Raw genomic sequence first — 17,570 nt, 5'->3', positions numbered from 1 at the left:
GTGGGTGGCCCTGCGGAGGGCGAGGCGGTGGGCGCGCAGGCGCGGAGGTTTCTGGGCAGGCTGCCCTGGGACAAGGCCCACCAGGTGCTGTCCCACCCGGACATCGTGCGGGCCGCCGCCCGCATCCAGGAGCATGAGCTGCTGGCCGGGGCTGAACTCGCGCCCCGCTTCGGCGTGTTCGCAGACCGATACCGCCAGGCCGTCGCCACGCCCGACTATGAGGTTCTCAGCCGGATCTGCCCCGCCAAACACGGGCAGTGGGGCCGGGCATGCGTGCTCGACTCCGGCCACGAAGACGCCACGGGCGGTCTGCACTGGGGGCTGACCACCGACGGCCGGCCGATCGCGTGGGCAGGCACCGCTCCCGACGACGAGTGACCTGGCCGGAGGCCAACTGGCCAGTACAGCACGGCCTTCCGCGGCGACCGCTACTGTCGGCAGGGACCGTGAAGGAAGGCAGAGACGTGGCGCGGGTGAGGCGGGCACGAGCGCCCGAGAAGTACGAGCTGTTCCAGTGCAAGCTGTGCCCGTGCAAGGGGACCAACCAGCAGATTCGCGGCGTTGGCGCGCGGATGGCGGCCTACCGGGTGTGCAGTTCGTGCGACTTCTGGCTGACGTGCCTGGGCTACATGATGCTCGGCGACCAGGACCCCGACGGCCGCCGTGTGCTGAGGATCGACGGCCGCCACTACCTGACCTGGACCCAGGAGCAGGGCTTCCCGCCCGAGATCGGCTACGCCGGCGCGGAGACGCGGCGGTACATCCTGCTCGACGATCCGGCAGGCAGCGTCCGCACGACGCATCTGCTGTGGCTCATGGGGCACCATCCCGGAGGACTTCCGCGACCGGATGCCCGACAACGCCGTCTTCGCTCCGGCAGCGTAGAAGCCCGCGACCGGACGTTCGCACTCCGGGCGCATGCGGGCGCAGCCGACAAGGAGCGGGCGACTCACCCGGCCGGTACCGGGCAGCTGAGCTCGAGGACCCGCTCGCACAGCCGGCCCGTGACGTGCGTGCCGGTCACCGATACGTCCGAGAGCCACTCGGCAGCCGCCAACTGCTCCACCAGCATACTGAGTTCGGTGGGATCGACGGCACACAGCGAGGCCAGCATCTCGACTTCAAGGCCCCGGCCGAACGGCCCCAGCCGCCCATCGGCGCTGCTGTGCGCGGCACAGGCAAGAGCGAGCAGCCGCACCGCGGCCGGCGTCTTCTTTTTGCGCAGCTTGCGCTCGCCCACGGCCTTCTGTGCCCACCCCGACAGTTTGGCCCGCATCGACTTCCCGAAGACGAACGGCCCGCGGTCGCCGTCATGGGGGAGGAGCGAGGGCACGATGATGTGGGTGGGGTTCTCGGAGGTGGAGGCCAGTAGATCGGCCACGGTCCCGGGCAGCCGCAGCCAGCCCGCGTCGACCATCGCCTGGAGAAGCTGTTCGGCATCGCCCAGGGGCAAGCCGTTTACGTCCAGGGCGGTGACGTTGCCGCTGCCCCTGCACGCGGTGCGCAGCGTCAGCAGCAGCATGAGCAGACGCCCCTCCGGGCCAGGAACCGGCGCGTGATCGCGGACGTAGGCGAGGACGCCACGCGCGTGCTCCCACTGACTCGGCCCGGTCAGCACACGTGCGACCGCCCCCTCGAGGCCCTGACCGGTGCGCTGCTCCCACTGAAGACGGACGTTGGCCGCCGCCTGCTCGGCCCGCCGCGCCTCGGCACGCAGGCTCCCGTCGTCCGTCACGTCCGCCCAGGTGGCGAAGGCGCGCGCTTTGCGGGCGTGCAGGCTGGCCAGGAGCTCCAAATCCGGCTCGCTGGACTCCTGGTAGGCACGAAAGGCATCGCCGAGCTCGATGAGCTCGTCGCGCAGTACCACCGGCTGCAGATCGTGCGGCACGACGCGTTGCGCGATCTTCCCCCACCGCTTGGCCCGGCGCGACCTCGGCGCGGCCGCCGCCGATCGAGGCGCGGGCAGCCGCTGACCGCCGCCCACCTCCCTCTCTGGGGCATCGGGCGCAGTGGCGGAGAAGACCGGCGCTCCCACCCCGTCCCCGGCAGCACGTCCGGGAGTCTTGCCCGCGCCGGAGGCAGGGGCCGCCGCTGCGGCGGGGGCGGTGGCAACGACGCGGGCGGCGGGCTGGGCGGCCGCGCAGCGTGAACAGCATTCCCACGCCCGCCACCATCGCCCGGTCGGATCGGTGACCACGGCCAGCACCACGGCTCCCCCGCACCGCAGGGCCCCGCCTGCGGGGCCCTGCCCCCGGCCTTCTCGGAATGCGCCTGACATCCTTCCGCGCGGCAGGCACACGAAGCATCACGCCGCGGCCCCCCAGCTGCCCGCAGGTGAGCCTTGAGATGGGCAGTGGCGAAGGACCGCCCCTGAGCGGCGGAGTCCAAGCGCTGCGGTGGGCAGGCGCTCCGGCTGCAGGTGACCTTCACCGCCGGCACGCCGCGCCCCGCAGCATCCAGGCGTACGGTCCACACTCGCCCCGTCACCCGCTCGCTCGCGACATGGGCCTGCGCCATGAACCGCCCCTTTCCGCTACCACCGAAGACCGGATATGCCGGTCAACATCATCAGGTATCCGCCAGTCTCAACGCAGGACACCGGCCGCATCGCGTCAGCCGTGGTCACTCGCGAGGGCTGAGTCGTCTCCGGAAGGACGGGAGGAGCGAGATACGACAAGCCGTCCGCCTGCCCCATGACACCGGCCAAGGCAGCTGCGGGAGCCGTCCTCGCCGTGTAGCGTCGCTGCCAGATGTCGTGGTTCGTACTGCCCGCGCGCGAGCGCGGGCGCTTTGCTGTGCAGTGCCGGACCAGGGCGATCACCTCTGGGGCCGCGCGGTGCGGTTCCTGACAGCGACTGAGAGGCACCAGCATGGCCAGCGGAACCGTCAAGTGGTTCAACGCCGAAAAGGGCTTCGGCTTCATCGCCCAGGACGGCGGCGGACCGGACGTCTTCGCTCACTACTCCAACATCAACGCCTCCGGCTTCCGCGAGCTGCAGGAAGGCCAGGCAGTCACCTTCGACATCACCCAGGGCCAGAAGGGTCCGCAGGCGGAGAACATCACCCCCGCCTGAGTCTGGACGTCATCCGGGCCCGGGGAAGGCGTTCCCGGGCCCGGATGAGACGGCGCGCACACGGCCCAACTGGCGTTTGAACGCCCGCAGCCACGCCCGCGGACCGGCCGCCGCCACGACCGGCAGGCCCGCCTACTGGGAGGCGTTGCCTCTTTCGTGGGCCCCGCAACGGGGCCTTGGGGGCACCTCGCGGCCTCGCGCTGCTGCTGCACCTGTGCCGGACGATCCGCCGATCCCACGGCAGCCCATGGATCGAGGACAAGCCGCGCTCACACGCAGATGTACGTGCGAAGAATGATGCTATTTCGTACGGTTCACTTCCCGGCTCTGACAGGACAACCGGGCTCGGCGGTCCCGCGCTCCGATCGCACGCCGCGCGGGACCGCCATCAACGGCTGTGGCGAAGGGCCATGGCTGGCCATGCCGATGTGCCGGGTGTCATGCCTGACCCTGTGGGACCCGCGCGGCTGGGCTCCACATCATTTCTTCGTGCCGGGCCCCTCGTGGGCGCCACCCTTCGGGCCTGTCGGTGTCGGCCGCAGCCCCGGCCGCTGTCTGTGAGGGCCCAGTTTCACTTCTGGCCGGCAGTGCACGCAGGGCGCCACTTGGCGGCCGAGCGCGTCGATGGCCTGCTGGCGGGTGACCGGCTTGCACCGACCGCTCTTCTTGGCGGCCCAGCAGGCGCCAACATGGAGAGCATCCACGTTCGCCCTGTTGAGGCCGTACTGGATCAGCCACTCGGGCTCCGCAGGGCGCCGCTGCTCGCCCTGGCGGCGCTCGGTCTCCCGGCGTTCCTCCTCTGCGATCCACTGATCGAGTTGGGCGAGGGATGCCGCCGTCTGCTGGACCACGACGCGGCGGGCGAAGCGCAAGAGATCGAGACGGGATGGTGAATCGTTCACGAGTTCGAGTGTAGATTTTCCCGGAAGGTTATTCGATCCTCAGTTCGATAACCTGCCAGGGAAGGAGGCGGGGATATGACGACCGTGAACAAGGCATCCGGAGGGCGGGTCTCCACCGTGATGCACGTACGCTGCCCGGACCGTCTGCCGGATGAGCTGTATCGCCGCGTCCTTGAGCAGATGGCCGATCTGTCCCCGGTCGTGCAGGCACTCCCGCCTACCGCGGCCCTCGCCGAACTGAAAGGTGCCCTGCGCTACCACGGAGCTGGCGCGGATGTGCGCCGCCTCGGCCAGATGCTGCGCGTGCGCGCCCTGACCCGGCACGGCGTCAACCTGCGCATCGGAATCGGACCGGTGATCAGCACGGCCACAACCGCCTCCGCCCAGGTTCCCACGCCCGGCGGCGTGCTGGTCATCGCTCCCGACGAGGCTGCCGACTGGCTGGCCGAGCTGCCCGTTGAAGCCCTGCACGGCATCGGTCCTCGCCAGGCAGACGCACTCCACGACTACGGCATCCACACCGTGCGCTTGCTCGCCGCCGTACCCATGGCCACCATCCAGCGCCTCCTGGGAGGCCGCGCCGGCCGCCTGGCCTCCGAACGGGCCCGCGGCATCGACCCCCGCCCCGTCGTCTCCCGCAACCTGCCCGCCTCCGCGACCGTCCGCTACACCTTTGACCGGCACACCCTGGACGGCGCTCACACCCGCGCGGCCCTGCTCGAACTCGTCGTCCGTCTGGGGCGGCTGCTGCGCCGCCGCGGCCAGGCCCCGCAGGTGCTGACTCTGAGCCTGGCGTTCGCCGGAACCGCCCGCTGGGAGAAGAGCCGTCGCCTGGCCGAGCCCTCCGCGCACGATGATGACCTACGCACCGTCGCCTACCAGCTGATGGACGCCGCCGGACTGCAACGCGGACGCCTGACTGGCCTTGCGCTCAGAGGCGACGACCTCCTGGACGCCGATACCGTTCCTCAGCAGATCTCCCTCGACCCCTCGCGGGAAGCCCGCCTGGTAACCGAGGCCGCTGTCGACCGAGTCCGCGACAAGTACGGCTCCGGGGTCATCGGCCCTGCCACCGTCTTCCGTCACGCCTCATGACGGTGCTCCCTGACCACCGTCCGGCCGCGACGACTGACAAGTCCCGCCGCAAGCGGGCGGTGTTGTCAGTGCGGCCCGGCATCCTGTCGATGACGGATCGTGAAGAGGGAGTGGCAAGGATGCCAGACAGGGAGTTCGCCGTCGCGATCCCCGCAGCTGACGAGGGAGCGGTCAAGCCGTGGCGGAAGCTGCTGCGCGGACTGGACGAGTCCCAGCATGGTGCACGTGGCTGCTTGGGGGACTGGCTCGAGGCTGGCGCCTCCTACGGCCTCCCGGCGGGTGCCGTGATCGTACTGTGCGACCCGCTACCGGGCGGCGACAAGAAGCGGGTGCGCCTGTGGCGGGTAAAGACCGACGGCACAACCAAGGTGGAGCGCGATTCCACGCTCGGCTCCGCCAACGCCTTCGGCACCTCAGTGCGCGGCACGATGCGCCGCCTGGTGGACAAGCACCCGCCCCGGCCCGGACCCGTACGGCAGCTCACCGCTGCCCCGCCGCGCGTCAACGAACGCGCGGACACCTGCGGGCTATGCCGCCAGCCGGTCGCCGCCCGCGAAGGCGTCCTCGCGCGCAACCACCGTGGCTACACCGAAGCCCGCCACCAACCGGGCCAGTGCCCACCCCCGCCGCCCCTCAAGAACGACTACCCGCAGGCCTGCGGCCGCTGCGGCGGCTGGCTGGAGAAGGGCGAAGGCATCCTCTACGAGGCCGCCCCGGCGCTGCCCGGACTGTACGGGGCCAAGGCCCTGCTCAAGGCTCGCCACCCCCAGGACTGCCCGCCGCCCGGCCAGCGCACGGCGCCCCCGCCGCGAGCCAACATGCGCGAGCAGGACTGCATGCTGTGCGGCCACCTCGTCGCGGCAGGCACCGGCCTCCTGGTCCGCCAAGACGCGGGCTGGGAGGTACGCCACCTCGAAGGCAAGTGCCTGCCGACGGAGGAGCTGTGGGAGATCACCCGCGGTGAACCAGGCCCCTACCGACGACGCCCCGAACGCTGGGCCCCCGCGGGTACCGTGCTGCGCAGCACCCTCTACGACCACGGCCGTCCCTTCCCCGACGACGCACCCGGCTTCCAGCGACTGCGAGACGGCGAGGTCTCCGCGATCGTCACCACGGTCCGCGAACGCCGCCCGGAGTACTGCCGCGACGAGGACGGCAACCAGCCCGGCGACCTGATCGGCGAGGACGGCTGGTACTTCCGCATCCTCGTGCGGCCAGCCACCGCCGACGAAGCCGCCGACATCCTGGCCCAGGAGGCCACCGCGCACCGCCGCGCCTCCCTGGCCGAGCGGCGACGACGGCTGTTCGAACAATCCGACGACGGCGAGATCCCCGAGACGGTCGACCTCACCGGTACGGTCCAGGTCGATTTCGGCGCCCTGCGCTCCCTGCACCAGCACTGGCCCGATGATGAACTCCACGTCGACGAGATCGCCGGCACTGCCTGGTTCCTCCGTTACAACGGGGCGGACGGCGACAACTGGTCCGCGAACAACATCGCCGGCTTCATCGCTCGTCGTATGCCGCTCACCCCGGAGCGAGCCCAGCTGATCGCCGATCTGCGCGCTGAGTACGCAACTTGACCTTCCCATAGGAAGCGATCTGTCCCGAAGACACCGTCAGTGTCGGTGGCCTACGGCACAGTGGCGGGGTGCAGCCACTCTCTGGCTTCACGCCGCTACGATTCCGAGGGCAGTGATGGACCGCGACACCTACGCCAAGAACTTCGCCAAGCGCCGAGAGGCCGAACTGCCCGAGCAGTTCCGGTGGGTGCCCAGAATGTACCGGGCCGCTGCGGCACGACTGGAAAAGCTGCAGCGGCAGGCCGAGCGACAGTTCCCCGGCGTCTTCGATCGGCTGGACCATGATCGCGAAAGCGCTGCCGACACGATCCCGTCCTGGTGCTGGTTGCCTGTCGCCCACGTCCAGCAGGTTCTCGCCGACCACTACCCTCATCGCGTCACCACCACCCCTGGCGCGACCGGTCCCGGACGCGCTGTCCTGGCAGCCGGCGACGCAGCCCTACTGGCCGCGATCGGCGCATGGCGGGCCGCCGGACGCCACATGGTCAACATTCACGACAGCATGGTCGTCGAGCTGGGAAAGGCGAGCGACCGGATGCCCGCCGATCTGCCCCAGCGCTGGCCCCTGTACGGCCTCTACATCGTCTCGGAGGCGCCAAGCGGGGCCCTGGGCGCCTTCCTCCATCTGGAGTGGGACGAACGAGAGCGACGAGCTGAACTGCGCATTGCCCCGGACGTCTCCCCGACCGCCGCGCTCGACCGCATCCCCGTCCAGCCGCTGCACCTGGAGGGTGACACTGTCACGGAAGCCGCCCGCCGAACAGTGCTGTCGCTCCAAGCGGGGGTCGACAGGTTCCTCGGCACGCAGACCATCCCGGACATCTCCCCGGGCAGTGCCGTCGATGAGACCGCCCGACTGATCGCTGAGAAGAATGCGTTCTGGGTGGCGGCGGCGGACTGGCTGGCTTCCGACCGCACAACACCGTTCGACGCTGCCGTGCTCGGCGGCGGCGACCCCACGGACCAGTGGCCGCCCGCAAAGACCCATTCCACAGGCCATGCCCCGATGCTGTGGCTCGCCGGTCCAGCGACTTGAACACGAGCGGCGCGCTGTTTACAGCAGGTACTCCCGTACCCCCGCCTCCCCTCCGCCCTACCGAGCCCCGGTGAAGCGCGGGACGTCGGCGGGGGCGAGGTCGGGGCGGGGCCGGTGCCATCGTGCGGGGTGCCGCCAACGTCCGGCGCTGTCCCGGGCGACATCGACGCCGACCTCCACGACCAGCTCAGGCCGTACGAGCGTGACGTGCAGGACCTCGCGGGAACCCCACCCAGCCGAGAACGTCCAGCCAGTCCACGGATGCCCACCCTCGGCCGGAGCCAGCATCGTGCCCACACTCCGGCCCGCGGCCTGGGGCAGCGTTGTGCTCCGGCCGGTGTACTGAAGCCTCCCGCTGGCGTCGTAGCGCCCCAGCAGAAGGGTGCGTGGCGCGACGGGGGAGCCGGTGACCGCCCCGACGATCGCATCCTCGGTCTGGCGCGCTTTGTACTTCCGCCAGCCGCGAACCGAGGACTCGTAGGGGCTGTCCAAGCCCTTGAAGACGACGCCTTCGAGGCCGGTAGAAGTCCAGGTCAGCCACTCGCTGACGAGATCGGGGTCGGTGGTCGACGGGCACAGCGTCCACGGCGCGGTCAGCCGCCGCTCAGCGAACAGCTCCACCAGCGCGGCTCTACGCCGGCGGTACGGCCACCGGGTCGTGTCCGTGCCCGTGAGCCGCAGCAGATCGAACACGACGAAGTGAGCGGGCCACTGCTCAGCCAGCCGGGCCGCACCCGCACCGCGCCGCTGCAACCGGCCTTGGAGCCGCTCGAACGCCAGGCGCCCGGACTCCCACACGACCAGCTCTCCGTCCAAGGCTGTCGCGTCCGGCAGCTGCGTGCTGGCGGACCGAATCTCAGGGAAGGCCGGAACCAGGGCGGTGCCCTTGCGCGAGCGGAGTACGAACCGCCCGGCGTCCACCGACAGCAGGGCCCGCCACCCATCCCACTTAGGCTCTGCGGCCGAGCCCGGCGGCAGGACCGGTTCGGCCACGGGGGCGGCGAGCATAGGTTCCGGCAGCGTCCAGGTCATGTACCGATGCCTTCCACCCAGACTGCCGAGCAGCGGGCCTGCCCGACACAATCAGCCTCGGGCAGAGTTACGGAACAGACCCGCAGCTCCGTGCGGCCACCTATGTCTTCACCCGGACCAGCATCCGCTCCACCTCCTGTGGCGGGTACTCGGCGAGCGGGGCAGCCGTCTGCTCGACCCAACGGCGGAACGCTGCTTCCGCGGCGGCTTCGGCGCCGGTGACTGGTCGTCTGCCGGAGACGGACCCTGTGACGTGAACGGTTCGCTCCATACCCACTCGTGGCGGCTGATCTTGAAAATGTGCAATCGGTGCCCTGCTATCTGGCCCGGCGACCATCAGTCCCGGCAGATGGATGCACGCCTGGTTGCTGCTGGAGATTGTGAGCGTGCTGTGACCGTGGCAGCGGCTGCACATGGCGCGCGGATTGCGCCGGTTGGCCAGCGAGTTGCGCAGCGCGGTCTCGCGACTCACCGGCGATCTTGTGGGCCCGTTTCAGGAGTTCGCCTGCCTGGGGAGTGGCCGGCTCCTGGCGGAGCAGCGCGTCGAGCTCGTCGCCGGTGATTTTGCCGTTGCGGTCCAGGAGGTCACTCGCTGCGATGATGGCTTGCCAGTGGCGGTCGCGGAAGGCCAGGGCGGTACTGCGCGCGTGCCTGAGCTGCTCCGAAGACGCTCCTGTTGCCATGAGGGCTGCGTAGTCGTGGTTCGCCAAGGCCTGCACAGCGGATTCCCTTAGAGGGCTCCACAGCTGCTGGTCATGAAGCCACCGCTGCTGGGCTAAGACTCCCCCGTACAACAGGGTGAGGTAGGCAGTTGACGAGTGCCATGTGACGTCGGTGTACGCCTCGGCCATGCCAGCATCGGGCGTCTCTGTTGGGGCGATCACGCATTCGGAGACAGAGGCTTCATCCGTCGCCAGGGCGACGATGGCATGTCCGGCTTCGTGCAGTGCCGTGAACCGGCGGTAGAGGGAATCGTCGAACTGCAAGGCTTGGCCTACAGTCAGACGCCCTGTAGGTGCGTCTTGAGCAGAGACCTCGTCTGCCACGTCTGTCCTCCTCTTTGCGCGCTGCTTGATTGGCAGCAGGCGTCAAGTCTCGCGCAGGGCAGGCGGTTTGAAAGCATCCCCGGAATCCGTCAGGTCCACCAGGCGTCCCTACGCCGCCGGTACGGCCACCAGGGCGGATCCGTTGCCGAAGCATTCGTCAGGTTTGCGCTGCTGCCCGCAGTCGCCAGCTGTCTTTGATCTCCGTTGCGCTGGATGGAGTGCATGAGATGTGGCCCAGTTCCGGGGCTTCTGCCGCGACGAGGACGTCGACCTGAACATCCCGGTGGACCTTGACTTCTCCCGATTGGACTGACACCGCTGCCAGGGCGGCGACTTCACTAGTCTGGCGCCATGCGATTGGGGGAGGCACTGAAGCAGCGCAGCGCGTCGCTCGTTGTATCGGCCATGCTCACGTGCCAGGTCCTCACCACAGCGGTCAACGGTCCCCATCCCATCGCCGTCTACACTGCGCTCATCAGCGGCGCGCTCTGGACCTGGCACGGCCACCACACCACTGACCGTGCCACCTCGTCCGGCTTCCTCGCACAAGCGCTGACTTGGGACTCCTTCGTCCGCCCGACCAAGGCGCCCGACCACCCCACCGCGCTCTACCTCGCGATGGCCGCACGCATGCGGCAGACCGAGCAGTACGTGCGCGCATTCGCCGGGCAGCACGGACTGGAGCAGATCTCTCTCGCACTGCCCGGCGACCGGCACAGCTTCAAGGACGCCCGCGCGACCGGCCACGGCCGGCGCGGGCACCTGTGGCTCGGCGCCCACTGGTTCCACCCGCAGCACACCCACCACCTTCCGTCGGTCCTTGAGCACGAGCTCGCTCACCTCCGCCGCCGTGACACCCGCACACGACGGGTCATCGAAACCTGCGCGCTCGTGGCAGTCACCCTCGCTGCAGGTCTCCTGCCCACCTGGGCTTTCACCGCGACCGCCCTGACGGCGTGGACGGGCACCGCTGCTCTGCACTGGTGGGCTGAACTCTCTTGTGATGCCGCCGCGGTGAGGGCCTGCGGCCGCACCAGTGTGGCCGCCATGTGGACGGCCGACATCGCCGACGAGCGCACCACGTCCCTGACCGCCCGAGCCTGGAACTTCATCCGCGCTGGGCACCGGCACCCGCCCTTGAGACTGCGCCGCTGGTTCGCCCTCCACACGCCGCTGCGCCCCAGCGATACACCCCACCCCCTCAGCACCCTTCCCGGCGCCCCCTACACGACCCCCTGCGGGTCATTCGGACAGTGAGCGCCCGCAGACCGCGGCACGGGCCAGGACGATCATGGCAAGCATGCCAGTTATCGAGTGAGCAGGTCAGGATACTGCGTGGATCATTCCGTTGAGAAAGACGCGCAGTCGGTACATGTTGGGTTTTCTGGACTCCTAACGTCACTGGGGAACGGCGCTGTTCAGCGCGCCTACCCGGTTGGAGTCTGCTGCCATCGGGGGGTGACACCGAGTGCTGCCCACCACCTGGTCAGCTGGGCGTTGCTCACCAGGCAGGTGTTGAGTTGCCAACTCGGGTGCCCCTGCGGCCGGATGTGACTGAGGACGTCCCGCAATGTGTCCTCCAGGGCCTCGACGCGACGGGAGTCGGCCGTCGTGTCGCTCATCGCCTTGGCCTCTTGGGGGAGGGGGTCGGCGACGAAGGTGCCCCTGCCGTGCACGATGTCGACCAGCCCTTCGGTGCGCAGTACGCGCAGCGCCGCCTGAGCGGTGGAGCTGGCGATCGCGTACTGCTCCTGAAGGCTGCGCACGGGGGGCAGGCGTTCGCCCGGCCGCAGATGTCCGGACAGGATCTGCCGCCTGAGGTCTGCGGCAGTCCGCTTATAAGGAGGCAGCAGGGCAAGATCCGGCGAGGGTGGCGCGACGTCGCCCGCCGTGTTCACCGGCTGCCCCGGGCCGTGCCGCGGCGGGGCCGGTTCGGTTCCCGGCCGATCTGCGTGGCGACCTGCCTGATCTCCGGCTCGCCGTAGGCGGTGCGCACCCCGGAGGGGCTGTACCCGGCGCGGCGGGCGAGCTCCTCCAGGCCGTAGGGGCGGTTGCCGTGGAACTCGCGTCCCCAGGCCAGGTGTTGCCGGATCCGGGCGTCTACGGCCTCCTTCTGTGCTTTCAGGTCGTCGAGCGCCAGCAGCAGCGGGTCCGTCTGGAGCGCTTGACTCGCGGCCTCCAGACTGAGGGCGTCGTTCTTGCGCTGCTCTGCCACCTGCTCGCAGGCATCGGCGTAGCAGTCCTCGGGAGTGACGGTCCCCGGTTCGGGCATGGGGTGGCGCAGGGCAGCCAGCTCTTCAATCGGATTCATTTTGCGATCATCGCAAAGATTTACGATGATCGCAATAGGTCCTGTGGCTCCAGCGCTGCCCGTCGGTCGGCGGCGGCAACACCACTGCTAGGGCGGTCCCAGGCCCTGCCATGCGGCCAGCGGCGGCGCCCGGCCGACGGCAGATCGCGCCTCCTTCCGCGGGCTCCTGCCGGGCAGCCGGCCACTGGCCGGCGCCAGGCGCGCTCACCTGCCCCGGTCGAGAGCGTGCGCCCGCCCAGCGGTACGCCGAATGATGTTGTTGCCCGTCCGGCGGGAGGGCGCGCGATGGGCAGGTCAGACCAGGCAGGCTGGGGCCGGGGCCGTCCTAGTCTCGGCTTGCTGCCCCGATGGAGGGGCGCACCGCGAAAGGGAGCCGACTTCATGACCATCCAGCCGACTGCCTCGATCACCACCGACCCCACTGGCCTGACGCTGCGCGTCGAGTACACCGCTTCGCTCCTGGACCTTCCCGTGCTGGACATCTGGCAGGTGCAGATACAAGCCGAGGGGAACCCCGTAGGCAGCCTCCGGGCCGTCCGCGGACTGTACGGGGGTGGCCCGCAGGAGGCGGAGACGTGGAACGAGGGGTGCTCCGTCATGGATGGGGTGCTTTCCGTGGACATGGCGGCAGCCGCCGAGCAGGACTTGGTCCCCGAGGAGGACGAGCAACTGGCCGACCTTCGCTCCCGGCTGTCCGCGCGGGGAGGCATCTGCGCCGTGGTGGCCGAGCAGCTGCTGAGCGATGAAGCGGTGGGGCTGAGGGAATGGGGATCCCGCAATGTGCTTGTCTTCGACCAGTTTTCCTTGTCGGCGCCTTGGAATGACCCCGTCACTGCGGCTTGCGTGATCTCTTCGGTGGTCGGCCAGGCGGCCGCTGGTGATTTCCTGCTCGTCTTCCCCGCAGGGACAGTCACGGGAGGAGGAGACACCGCCCTCCTGGAAGCGGGAGGACGCCTGCTGTGGGCAGAGCAGTACACCGACGACCTGTACTGCCTCGACACCAAATTCGATCATGGCGAGGGCACCGCCGAGGCGTGGGAGTTGCTGCTCTCCCGGGTCCGACGCTGACCTGTCGAGCGCCCGCGCCTCCCGGGGACGGGGGTTGCCGCCGCCGGGTGCTGCTGGCCGTGGTACCGCAGACAGGTCGTTGAACCGCCTCGTGGATCCCGGCCGCCCGGGCGGGAGGCTCATCCGGCTGCGATCCGGGTGAGCATCAGGTGAAGCCGGTCGGCTCGCCCCGGCTCCCAGGCGGGCAGCAGGTCGCCGGTCGAGGGATCGAACTCGGCGCGCCATTGCGCGGCGCGTCCGCGCATGGTGGTGTCCCAGCCGTTCCAATCGGGCCCGGGCATGGTGGAGATCCAGGCCAGGTCGAGCTGATGCCCGAGCGCGGCGAGCCGCTTGACGACCGGCTCGAGGGCGACCGGGGTCCAGCCCATCAGGCGCCGCCCGCCGAGCCGGTCCCGCAGCACCGCGGCGGCCTCGCCGGCCGGGACGGCATCGCCGGGTACCCCTGGGGTGCGGGGACCGGCCAGCTGCACCCGCAGGTCGCACAGCGCCTTGCCCCCGTGGTCGACGGCCGTGACACGAGTGGACAACGGCGGCCTGGCCCGCCCCGACCCAGTGGGCTCGGCAGCCTGCACCTCGGCCCAGACGATGGCGAGATCCTTGAGGCCGAGCAGCCGCCGGGCCCAGGCGGACAACTCGGGCCGCCCTTCGCGCAGTTCACGCTGCCGCTCGCGGACGCGCGCGATCGACCGGCACATCGCGCACAGGTGCCGGTCCTCGTACGCGGTCAGCGGCTGCTGCGCCCTCGCCCCGCAGTCCTCGCACTGCCGGATTGCCATTCGCCGCGCGGCGGCCGCCGCGAGCTGGGCGGCGCTGGCCGCTGTCGGCTCCGCCTCCGCCACCAGGTACAGGGGCTGGCGGGTCTTCTTGTCGCGGAAGTCGCGGGCATTCACGTAGGCCCGCACCGGACCGCCGGGCTGGCGGGGGAGATCGGCGTGGGCGAGCTGGGTGCGGGTGGCCAGCGTAGGCGGCACCTGCCGCCAGCTGTCGTACGTCACCGTCACGGCGGCGGGCTGCGGTTCAGCGGGCATGGGACACGTCCTTCCTCAGGCGAGATGAACACCAGCGATCGCGCCCCACATCATGCGGATTGCGCGATAAGCGATGTACAAAAGCCACCAACCACTCCTTACAGAACATCGGAGCCCTGACCTGGGCACACAAAAACCTCGAAGAATCGCCTTACAAACCCTTACAGTTCGGGGCTGGGCTGATCAGCCGGACGCTCCTCCCGCATCCGCAGCATCCGCCCACGGCAGACCGAGCCCCGAGAACAACGCCTGCAGATCCGGCGGGTAGCTGGCGTACCTATCACGCGCGGCATACAGCCGCTTCCTGAGCTGCACCTCACGCCCACCCACCTGCGGCCGGTAGTCGGCCGTCACCCGGATCTGTCCCGCCTCGTCGACCAGGGGACCGGCCTCGGCGATGTGCCGCTGCGCGGCGATCACGATCTCCATGAGCCGCTCCTTGCGGCCCCGCCGCGCCTGGGGCACCGCCGAGGTCACCCGCGCGTCTCCCACCGCCGGACCCATCCGCAGCCTGCCTAGCTCCACCCGCTGCTCCTCGTGCAGCTCCCTCCACCGCACGTGCTGCTCACGCAGCCACTTCCCGAGGTCCTCACCGCGGTAGACCCGGCTCCCGTGCAGGAGCTCGGCGCGAGTACCGCCCTCGTTCTTGAACCGCTCAAGGCGTACGAGCTGGCGGTGCCAGGCGGCCGTCCATGGCCTGCCCTCGGGGACCCGCCACGCCCAGGAAGCAGGTCGCGGCATCCCCTCAGCGGCCGGAAGCCCCCCGATCTTGTCGAGCTCCGCGTCCTCGACGCCCGGCCGGCGCCGTTCGGCCAGCAGCGCCCCGATGGCCACTTCCTCGCCGTCGACGTCCACGGTTTCGTCCTGGCGGGGCAGCAGATGCCCATGTGCCTCGACGTAGGCCCGGGCGGCGGCCAGCAGCAGGGCCCGCCCTTCCGCGCGCGGCTGCCAGGCGAAGCCTTTCTCCGCCAAGAACTGCACCAGATCGGGGTGGACACGCGGCCCACGGCGCATCCATTCCGCCCTCGCCGCCTCGGCGTCGCCCAACTCCTCAGCCAAGCGCGTCAGATCGTCCCTGTCCGCACGCGCCTTACGCCGCAGCTTGTCCAACTCCACCCCGAGCTGGACACCGTCCTCCTCCCAATCAGCCGGCACCTTCAATGTCCCGTGCTTGGCCTGGTAGGCGGTCGCGGCCTGCATCACGCGCTCGATGTCCCAGCTGGCCGGATCACTCACCACGCTGATCCTCAGCCAGTCCACCACCGCCCGCATCGAACGCTGCCGGGTCAGCGTGAGCATCTGCGCCAGCTCCCGCGCACGCTCCTCGCGACGCTGCCGCTCCTCGGCGTCCGTGAGAGCCGAGTGCGGCGAGCGGCTGGTCGACTCGATGGAGGCCGCCCCACCGTCAGGCTCGTAAGACTCCACCGCCCGCAGCATGTTCGTCACCGGGTCCCAGTCGGCCGTCTTCACCTCCTCGTCCGCCGGCCCTTCCAGATGCAGCACCGGCACGATGATCGACGCCGTCTTGTCCGGATTGCCCCGGTCAAAGCGGAGCGCCCGACCGGCGATCTGCAACAGCTCATGCTGCGCCCGCCGGGGCTCGACCAGGGCCACCGCGTCCACCGCCGGAACGTCAATGCCTTCACTGAGAACGCGCACCGAGCACACAACGACGAGGTCCACTTCGTTGCCGTCCAGATCGGTGCCCGCCGCCAGGGCCTCAAGCACCTCCGCCCGCTCGCTGGCCGGTACCTCCTCGTGCAGAGCCACGGCGAACACCCTGCGAGGGGCCGTCGTGCCCTGATCGTGCAGCAGCCGCGACTGCTCCGGCATCGCCTCGGCCGCCGCGATCGCCCCCGCCACCGTGCGGTGGTAGGTCAGCATCCGGCGGCACCCGAACTTCCCAGCCGCCCGCAGCGTCGCCCCCACCGCCGAGGCCAAGAGCTCCGCCTGCACCGTCTCGTCACCGCGCCCCTGCTCCGCGACCAGGTCCCGCAACCGCGCCTCGTCGACCTCCGCGACAACCACCTGGCTCCGAGCCAACTTGCCCCGGCGCTGCGCCTCGCTCAGCCCCATCCGGTAGGCCACGGGCCCGTGCAGCTTCTCCGACATCCGCACCGGCGGCGTACTGATCTGCCGCCCCCGCGCGTCCCGAGTCACCGCCCCGATCAGCCGCGGCGTCGCAGTCATCGCCAACTGGTGCACAGCAGGCACCAGACGGTGCGAGTTGATCCGCCCCCACTGCTTCGAAGTCTCCGTATGGTGCGCCTCATCCAGCACCTTCAGATCCCACGGTGGCAGCGCCGCGAGCCCGTCCCGGTCCTCGCGCAGCTTGTGCGCCGCGATGATCGTCTCCACACTCGCGTACGTCGTCAGCACCGTGTACGGCTCACCAGCCGCACGAAAGCCGTGCACGAGCTGAGCCAGCACACGAGGACTGGTGGTCACCCGCACCCCCGCATGCTCCATCCCCACCAGCCCCGCATCACGGTCGGCGTACACAGCCACCACTTGCCCACCGCGCCCCGACGCCCTGGCGACCCAGTACGTCTGCTCCAGCAACCCGCGGGTGGGAACCGCGAACAACATCCCACCCTGCCGCGCCACCCGGTCACCGACCATGAACCCGATCCTGGTCTTGCCCAGCCCAGGAGCCAGATGGATCTGCGCAGCATGCCGCTTGCGACGCGACCCAGGCTTGGGCGTGTACACCTTCATGACCGCCTCAACCGCCTCCGGCTGATGGTCGTACAGCCACGCCCAGTCATCACCCAGCGCCGCGCCCAGTTCGGGCAGGGCTCCACTCACCACAGCCAGCCCTCGCCGGCCCGCGGTGAATGGGTCCGGTTCGTTGCGCATCATCGTTCCCTCCCAGGCCCACCTTGATCACCAACCCAGGTCACGTGACCAAGATCAGAACCCGAGGGCTCGAGACTGTAGGGGTGGGGGGCGAATTCGCCGATCACCCATGTCTTCAATTCTGTGACAAGGCTAGCGGGCCGAGGTAGGCTGACACCACCTAGTCCGACCCAGTCCACCCGAAAGAGACCGGCCGACACCCGCACAGCGGTAGCCGCCCCCACCCTCCTAACCAGCCACACCGGAGGCCACGGAGTGGACTCTGGTGGCAGACCTTAGCAACTGACCAGCCGTCAGCCGCCGAACTTCCCGGTTTTCCTGCAACTTTGAGCGGCCCCTCAGATACACTCGACAACACGAGGAGAGAGGGTTGGACCACGGAGTGGGCCGGCACTCTCACCGCCACAGAGAGGAGACAGTACAACCCAGTCACCCCAGGGCCACGGAGTGGACCTGAGTCTGGACTCCGTCGGAGTCCAATGCCAAGCGGGCCGTAGGTCCGCCGCGTCCTCCTCCGGAGGAACGACGCGGCGGAC

The 17,570-nt window shown here is 69.8% G+C and carries 16 protein-coding genes; 7 read left to right on the top strand and 9 right to left on the bottom strand.

Features of this window, described 5'->3' with window-relative positions; all coding sequences use genetic code 11:
* Positions 1-378: a hypothetical protein gene (locus ACWC0C_RS39170; RefSeq protein ID WP_450869216.1), complete on the top strand. Its 378-nt coding sequence runs from the start codon at positions 1-3 to the stop codon at positions 376-378.
* Between the two features lie 571 nt (positions 379-949).
* On the opposite strand, the gene ACWC0C_RS39165 is transcribed toward ACWC0C_RS39170, so the two are convergent.
* Positions 950-2,209 carry a hypothetical protein gene (locus ACWC0C_RS39165; protein ID WP_450869215.1) on the bottom strand — a complete coding sequence of 420 codons (1,260 nt, stop codon included), beginning with the start codon at positions 2,207-2,209 and terminating at the stop codon, positions 950-952.
* A 661-nt stretch (positions 2,210-2,870) separates the two neighbouring features.
* Here ACWC0C_RS39165 and ACWC0C_RS39160 point away from each other — a divergent pair.
* Positions 2,871-3,074 carry a cold-shock protein gene (locus ACWC0C_RS39160; RefSeq protein ID WP_037751662.1) on the top strand — a complete coding sequence of 68 codons (204 nt, stop codon included), beginning with the start codon at positions 2,871-2,873 and terminating at the stop codon, positions 3,072-3,074.
* Positions 3,075-3,553: 479 nt separating this feature from the next.
* On the opposite strand, the gene ACWC0C_RS39155 is transcribed toward ACWC0C_RS39160, so the two are convergent.
* Positions 3,554-3,976, bottom strand: a complete 423-nt coding sequence (locus ACWC0C_RS39155) for a DUF6233 domain-containing protein (RefSeq protein ID WP_450869214.1) — start codon at positions 3,974-3,976, stop codon at positions 3,554-3,556.
* Positions 3,977-4,051: 75 nt separating this feature from the next.
* Between ACWC0C_RS39155 and ACWC0C_RS39150 the strand changes: the two genes are divergently transcribed.
* The 3 genes from ACWC0C_RS39150 to ACWC0C_RS39140 all read left to right on the top strand — a co-directional run bounded on the left by ACWC0C_RS39150 (position 4,052) and on the right by ACWC0C_RS39140 (position 7,690).
* The gene (locus ACWC0C_RS39150) at positions 4,052-5,071 is read left to right on the top strand and encodes a DNA polymerase Y family protein (RefSeq protein ID WP_450869212.1); all 1,020 of its coding nucleotides are present in this window, start codon (positions 4,052-4,054) and stop codon (positions 5,069-5,071) included.
* A gap of 119 nt (positions 5,072-5,190) precedes the next feature.
* On the top strand, positions 5,191-6,654 hold the full coding sequence (locus ACWC0C_RS39145; RefSeq protein WP_450869211.1) for a hypothetical protein: 1,464 nt from the start codon (positions 5,191-5,193) through the stop codon (positions 6,652-6,654).
* Positions 6,655-6,769: 115 nt separating this feature from the next.
* A complete protein-coding gene (locus ACWC0C_RS39140) occupies positions 6,770-7,690 on the top strand; it encodes a hypothetical protein (RefSeq protein ID WP_450869210.1) in 921 nt (306 codons plus the stop codon).
* Between the two features lie 57 nt (positions 7,691-7,747).
* Here ACWC0C_RS39140 and ACWC0C_RS39135 read toward each other — a convergent pair whose 3' ends face one another.
* From ACWC0C_RS39135 to ACWC0C_RS39125, 3 genes are all read right to left on the bottom strand, one after another.
* Positions 7,748-8,722 carry an ATP-dependent DNA ligase gene (locus ACWC0C_RS39135; protein WP_450869208.1) on the bottom strand — a complete coding sequence of 325 codons (975 nt, stop codon included), beginning with the start codon at positions 8,720-8,722 and terminating at the stop codon, positions 7,748-7,750.
* Positions 8,723-8,822: 100 nt separating this feature from the next.
* Positions 8,823-8,993, bottom strand: a complete 171-nt coding sequence (locus ACWC0C_RS39130; protein ID WP_450869207.1) for a hypothetical protein — start codon at positions 8,991-8,993, stop codon at positions 8,823-8,825.
* Positions 8,994-9,039: 46 nt separating this feature from the next.
* Positions 9,040-9,768: a hypothetical protein gene (locus ACWC0C_RS39125; protein ID WP_450869205.1), complete on the bottom strand. Its 729-nt coding sequence runs from the start codon at positions 9,766-9,768 to the stop codon at positions 9,040-9,042.
* Between the two features lie 351 nt (positions 9,769-10,119).
* Between ACWC0C_RS39125 and ACWC0C_RS39120 the strand changes: the two genes are divergently transcribed.
* Positions 10,120-11,025, top strand: coding sequence for a hypothetical protein (locus ACWC0C_RS39120; protein ID WP_450869204.1), 906 nt, complete (start codon positions 10,120-10,122; stop codon positions 11,023-11,025).
* 170 nt (positions 11,026-11,195) lie between these two features.
* Here ACWC0C_RS39120 and ACWC0C_RS39115 read toward each other — a convergent pair whose 3' ends face one another.
* The gene (locus ACWC0C_RS39115; protein WP_450869202.1) at positions 11,196-11,666 is read right to left on the bottom strand and encodes a GntR family transcriptional regulator; all 471 of its coding nucleotides are present in this window, start codon (positions 11,664-11,666) and stop codon (positions 11,196-11,198) included.
* The gene (locus ACWC0C_RS39110; protein WP_450869201.1) at positions 11,663-12,079 is read right to left on the bottom strand and encodes a hypothetical protein; all 417 of its coding nucleotides are present in this window, start codon (positions 12,077-12,079) and stop codon (positions 11,663-11,665) included. Before ACWC0C_RS39110 ends, ACWC0C_RS39115 begins: the two co-directional genes overlap by 4 nt.
* A gap of 381 nt (positions 12,080-12,460) precedes the next feature.
* Here ACWC0C_RS39110 and ACWC0C_RS39105 point away from each other — a divergent pair, with 381 nt between their 5' ends.
* On the top strand, positions 12,461-13,147 hold the full coding sequence (locus ACWC0C_RS39105) for a hypothetical protein (protein ID WP_450869199.1): 687 nt from the start codon (positions 12,461-12,463) through the stop codon (positions 13,145-13,147).
* A gap of 119 nt (positions 13,148-13,266) precedes the next feature.
* Here ACWC0C_RS39105 and ACWC0C_RS39100 read toward each other — a convergent pair whose 3' ends face one another.
* Both ACWC0C_RS39100 and ACWC0C_RS39095 read right to left on the bottom strand, forming a co-directional pair.
* Complete coding sequence (locus ACWC0C_RS39100; RefSeq protein ID WP_450869198.1) at positions 13,267-14,175, bottom strand: hypothetical protein; 909 nt, start codon at positions 14,173-14,175, stop codon at positions 13,267-13,269.
* Positions 14,176-14,358: 183 nt separating this feature from the next.
* Positions 14,359-17,037: a DEAD/DEAH box helicase family protein gene (locus tag ACWC0C_RS39095; protein WP_450869196.1), complete on the bottom strand. Its 2,679-nt coding sequence runs from the start codon at positions 17,035-17,037 to the stop codon at positions 14,359-14,361.
* Positions 17,038-17,570: the final 533 nt, after the last annotated feature.

This window comes from Streptomyces sp. NPDC001709 (assembly GCF_053596375.1).
Note: the sequence above shows the minus strand (reverse complement) of the source record. Positions and strands in the feature narration are given on the sequence as shown.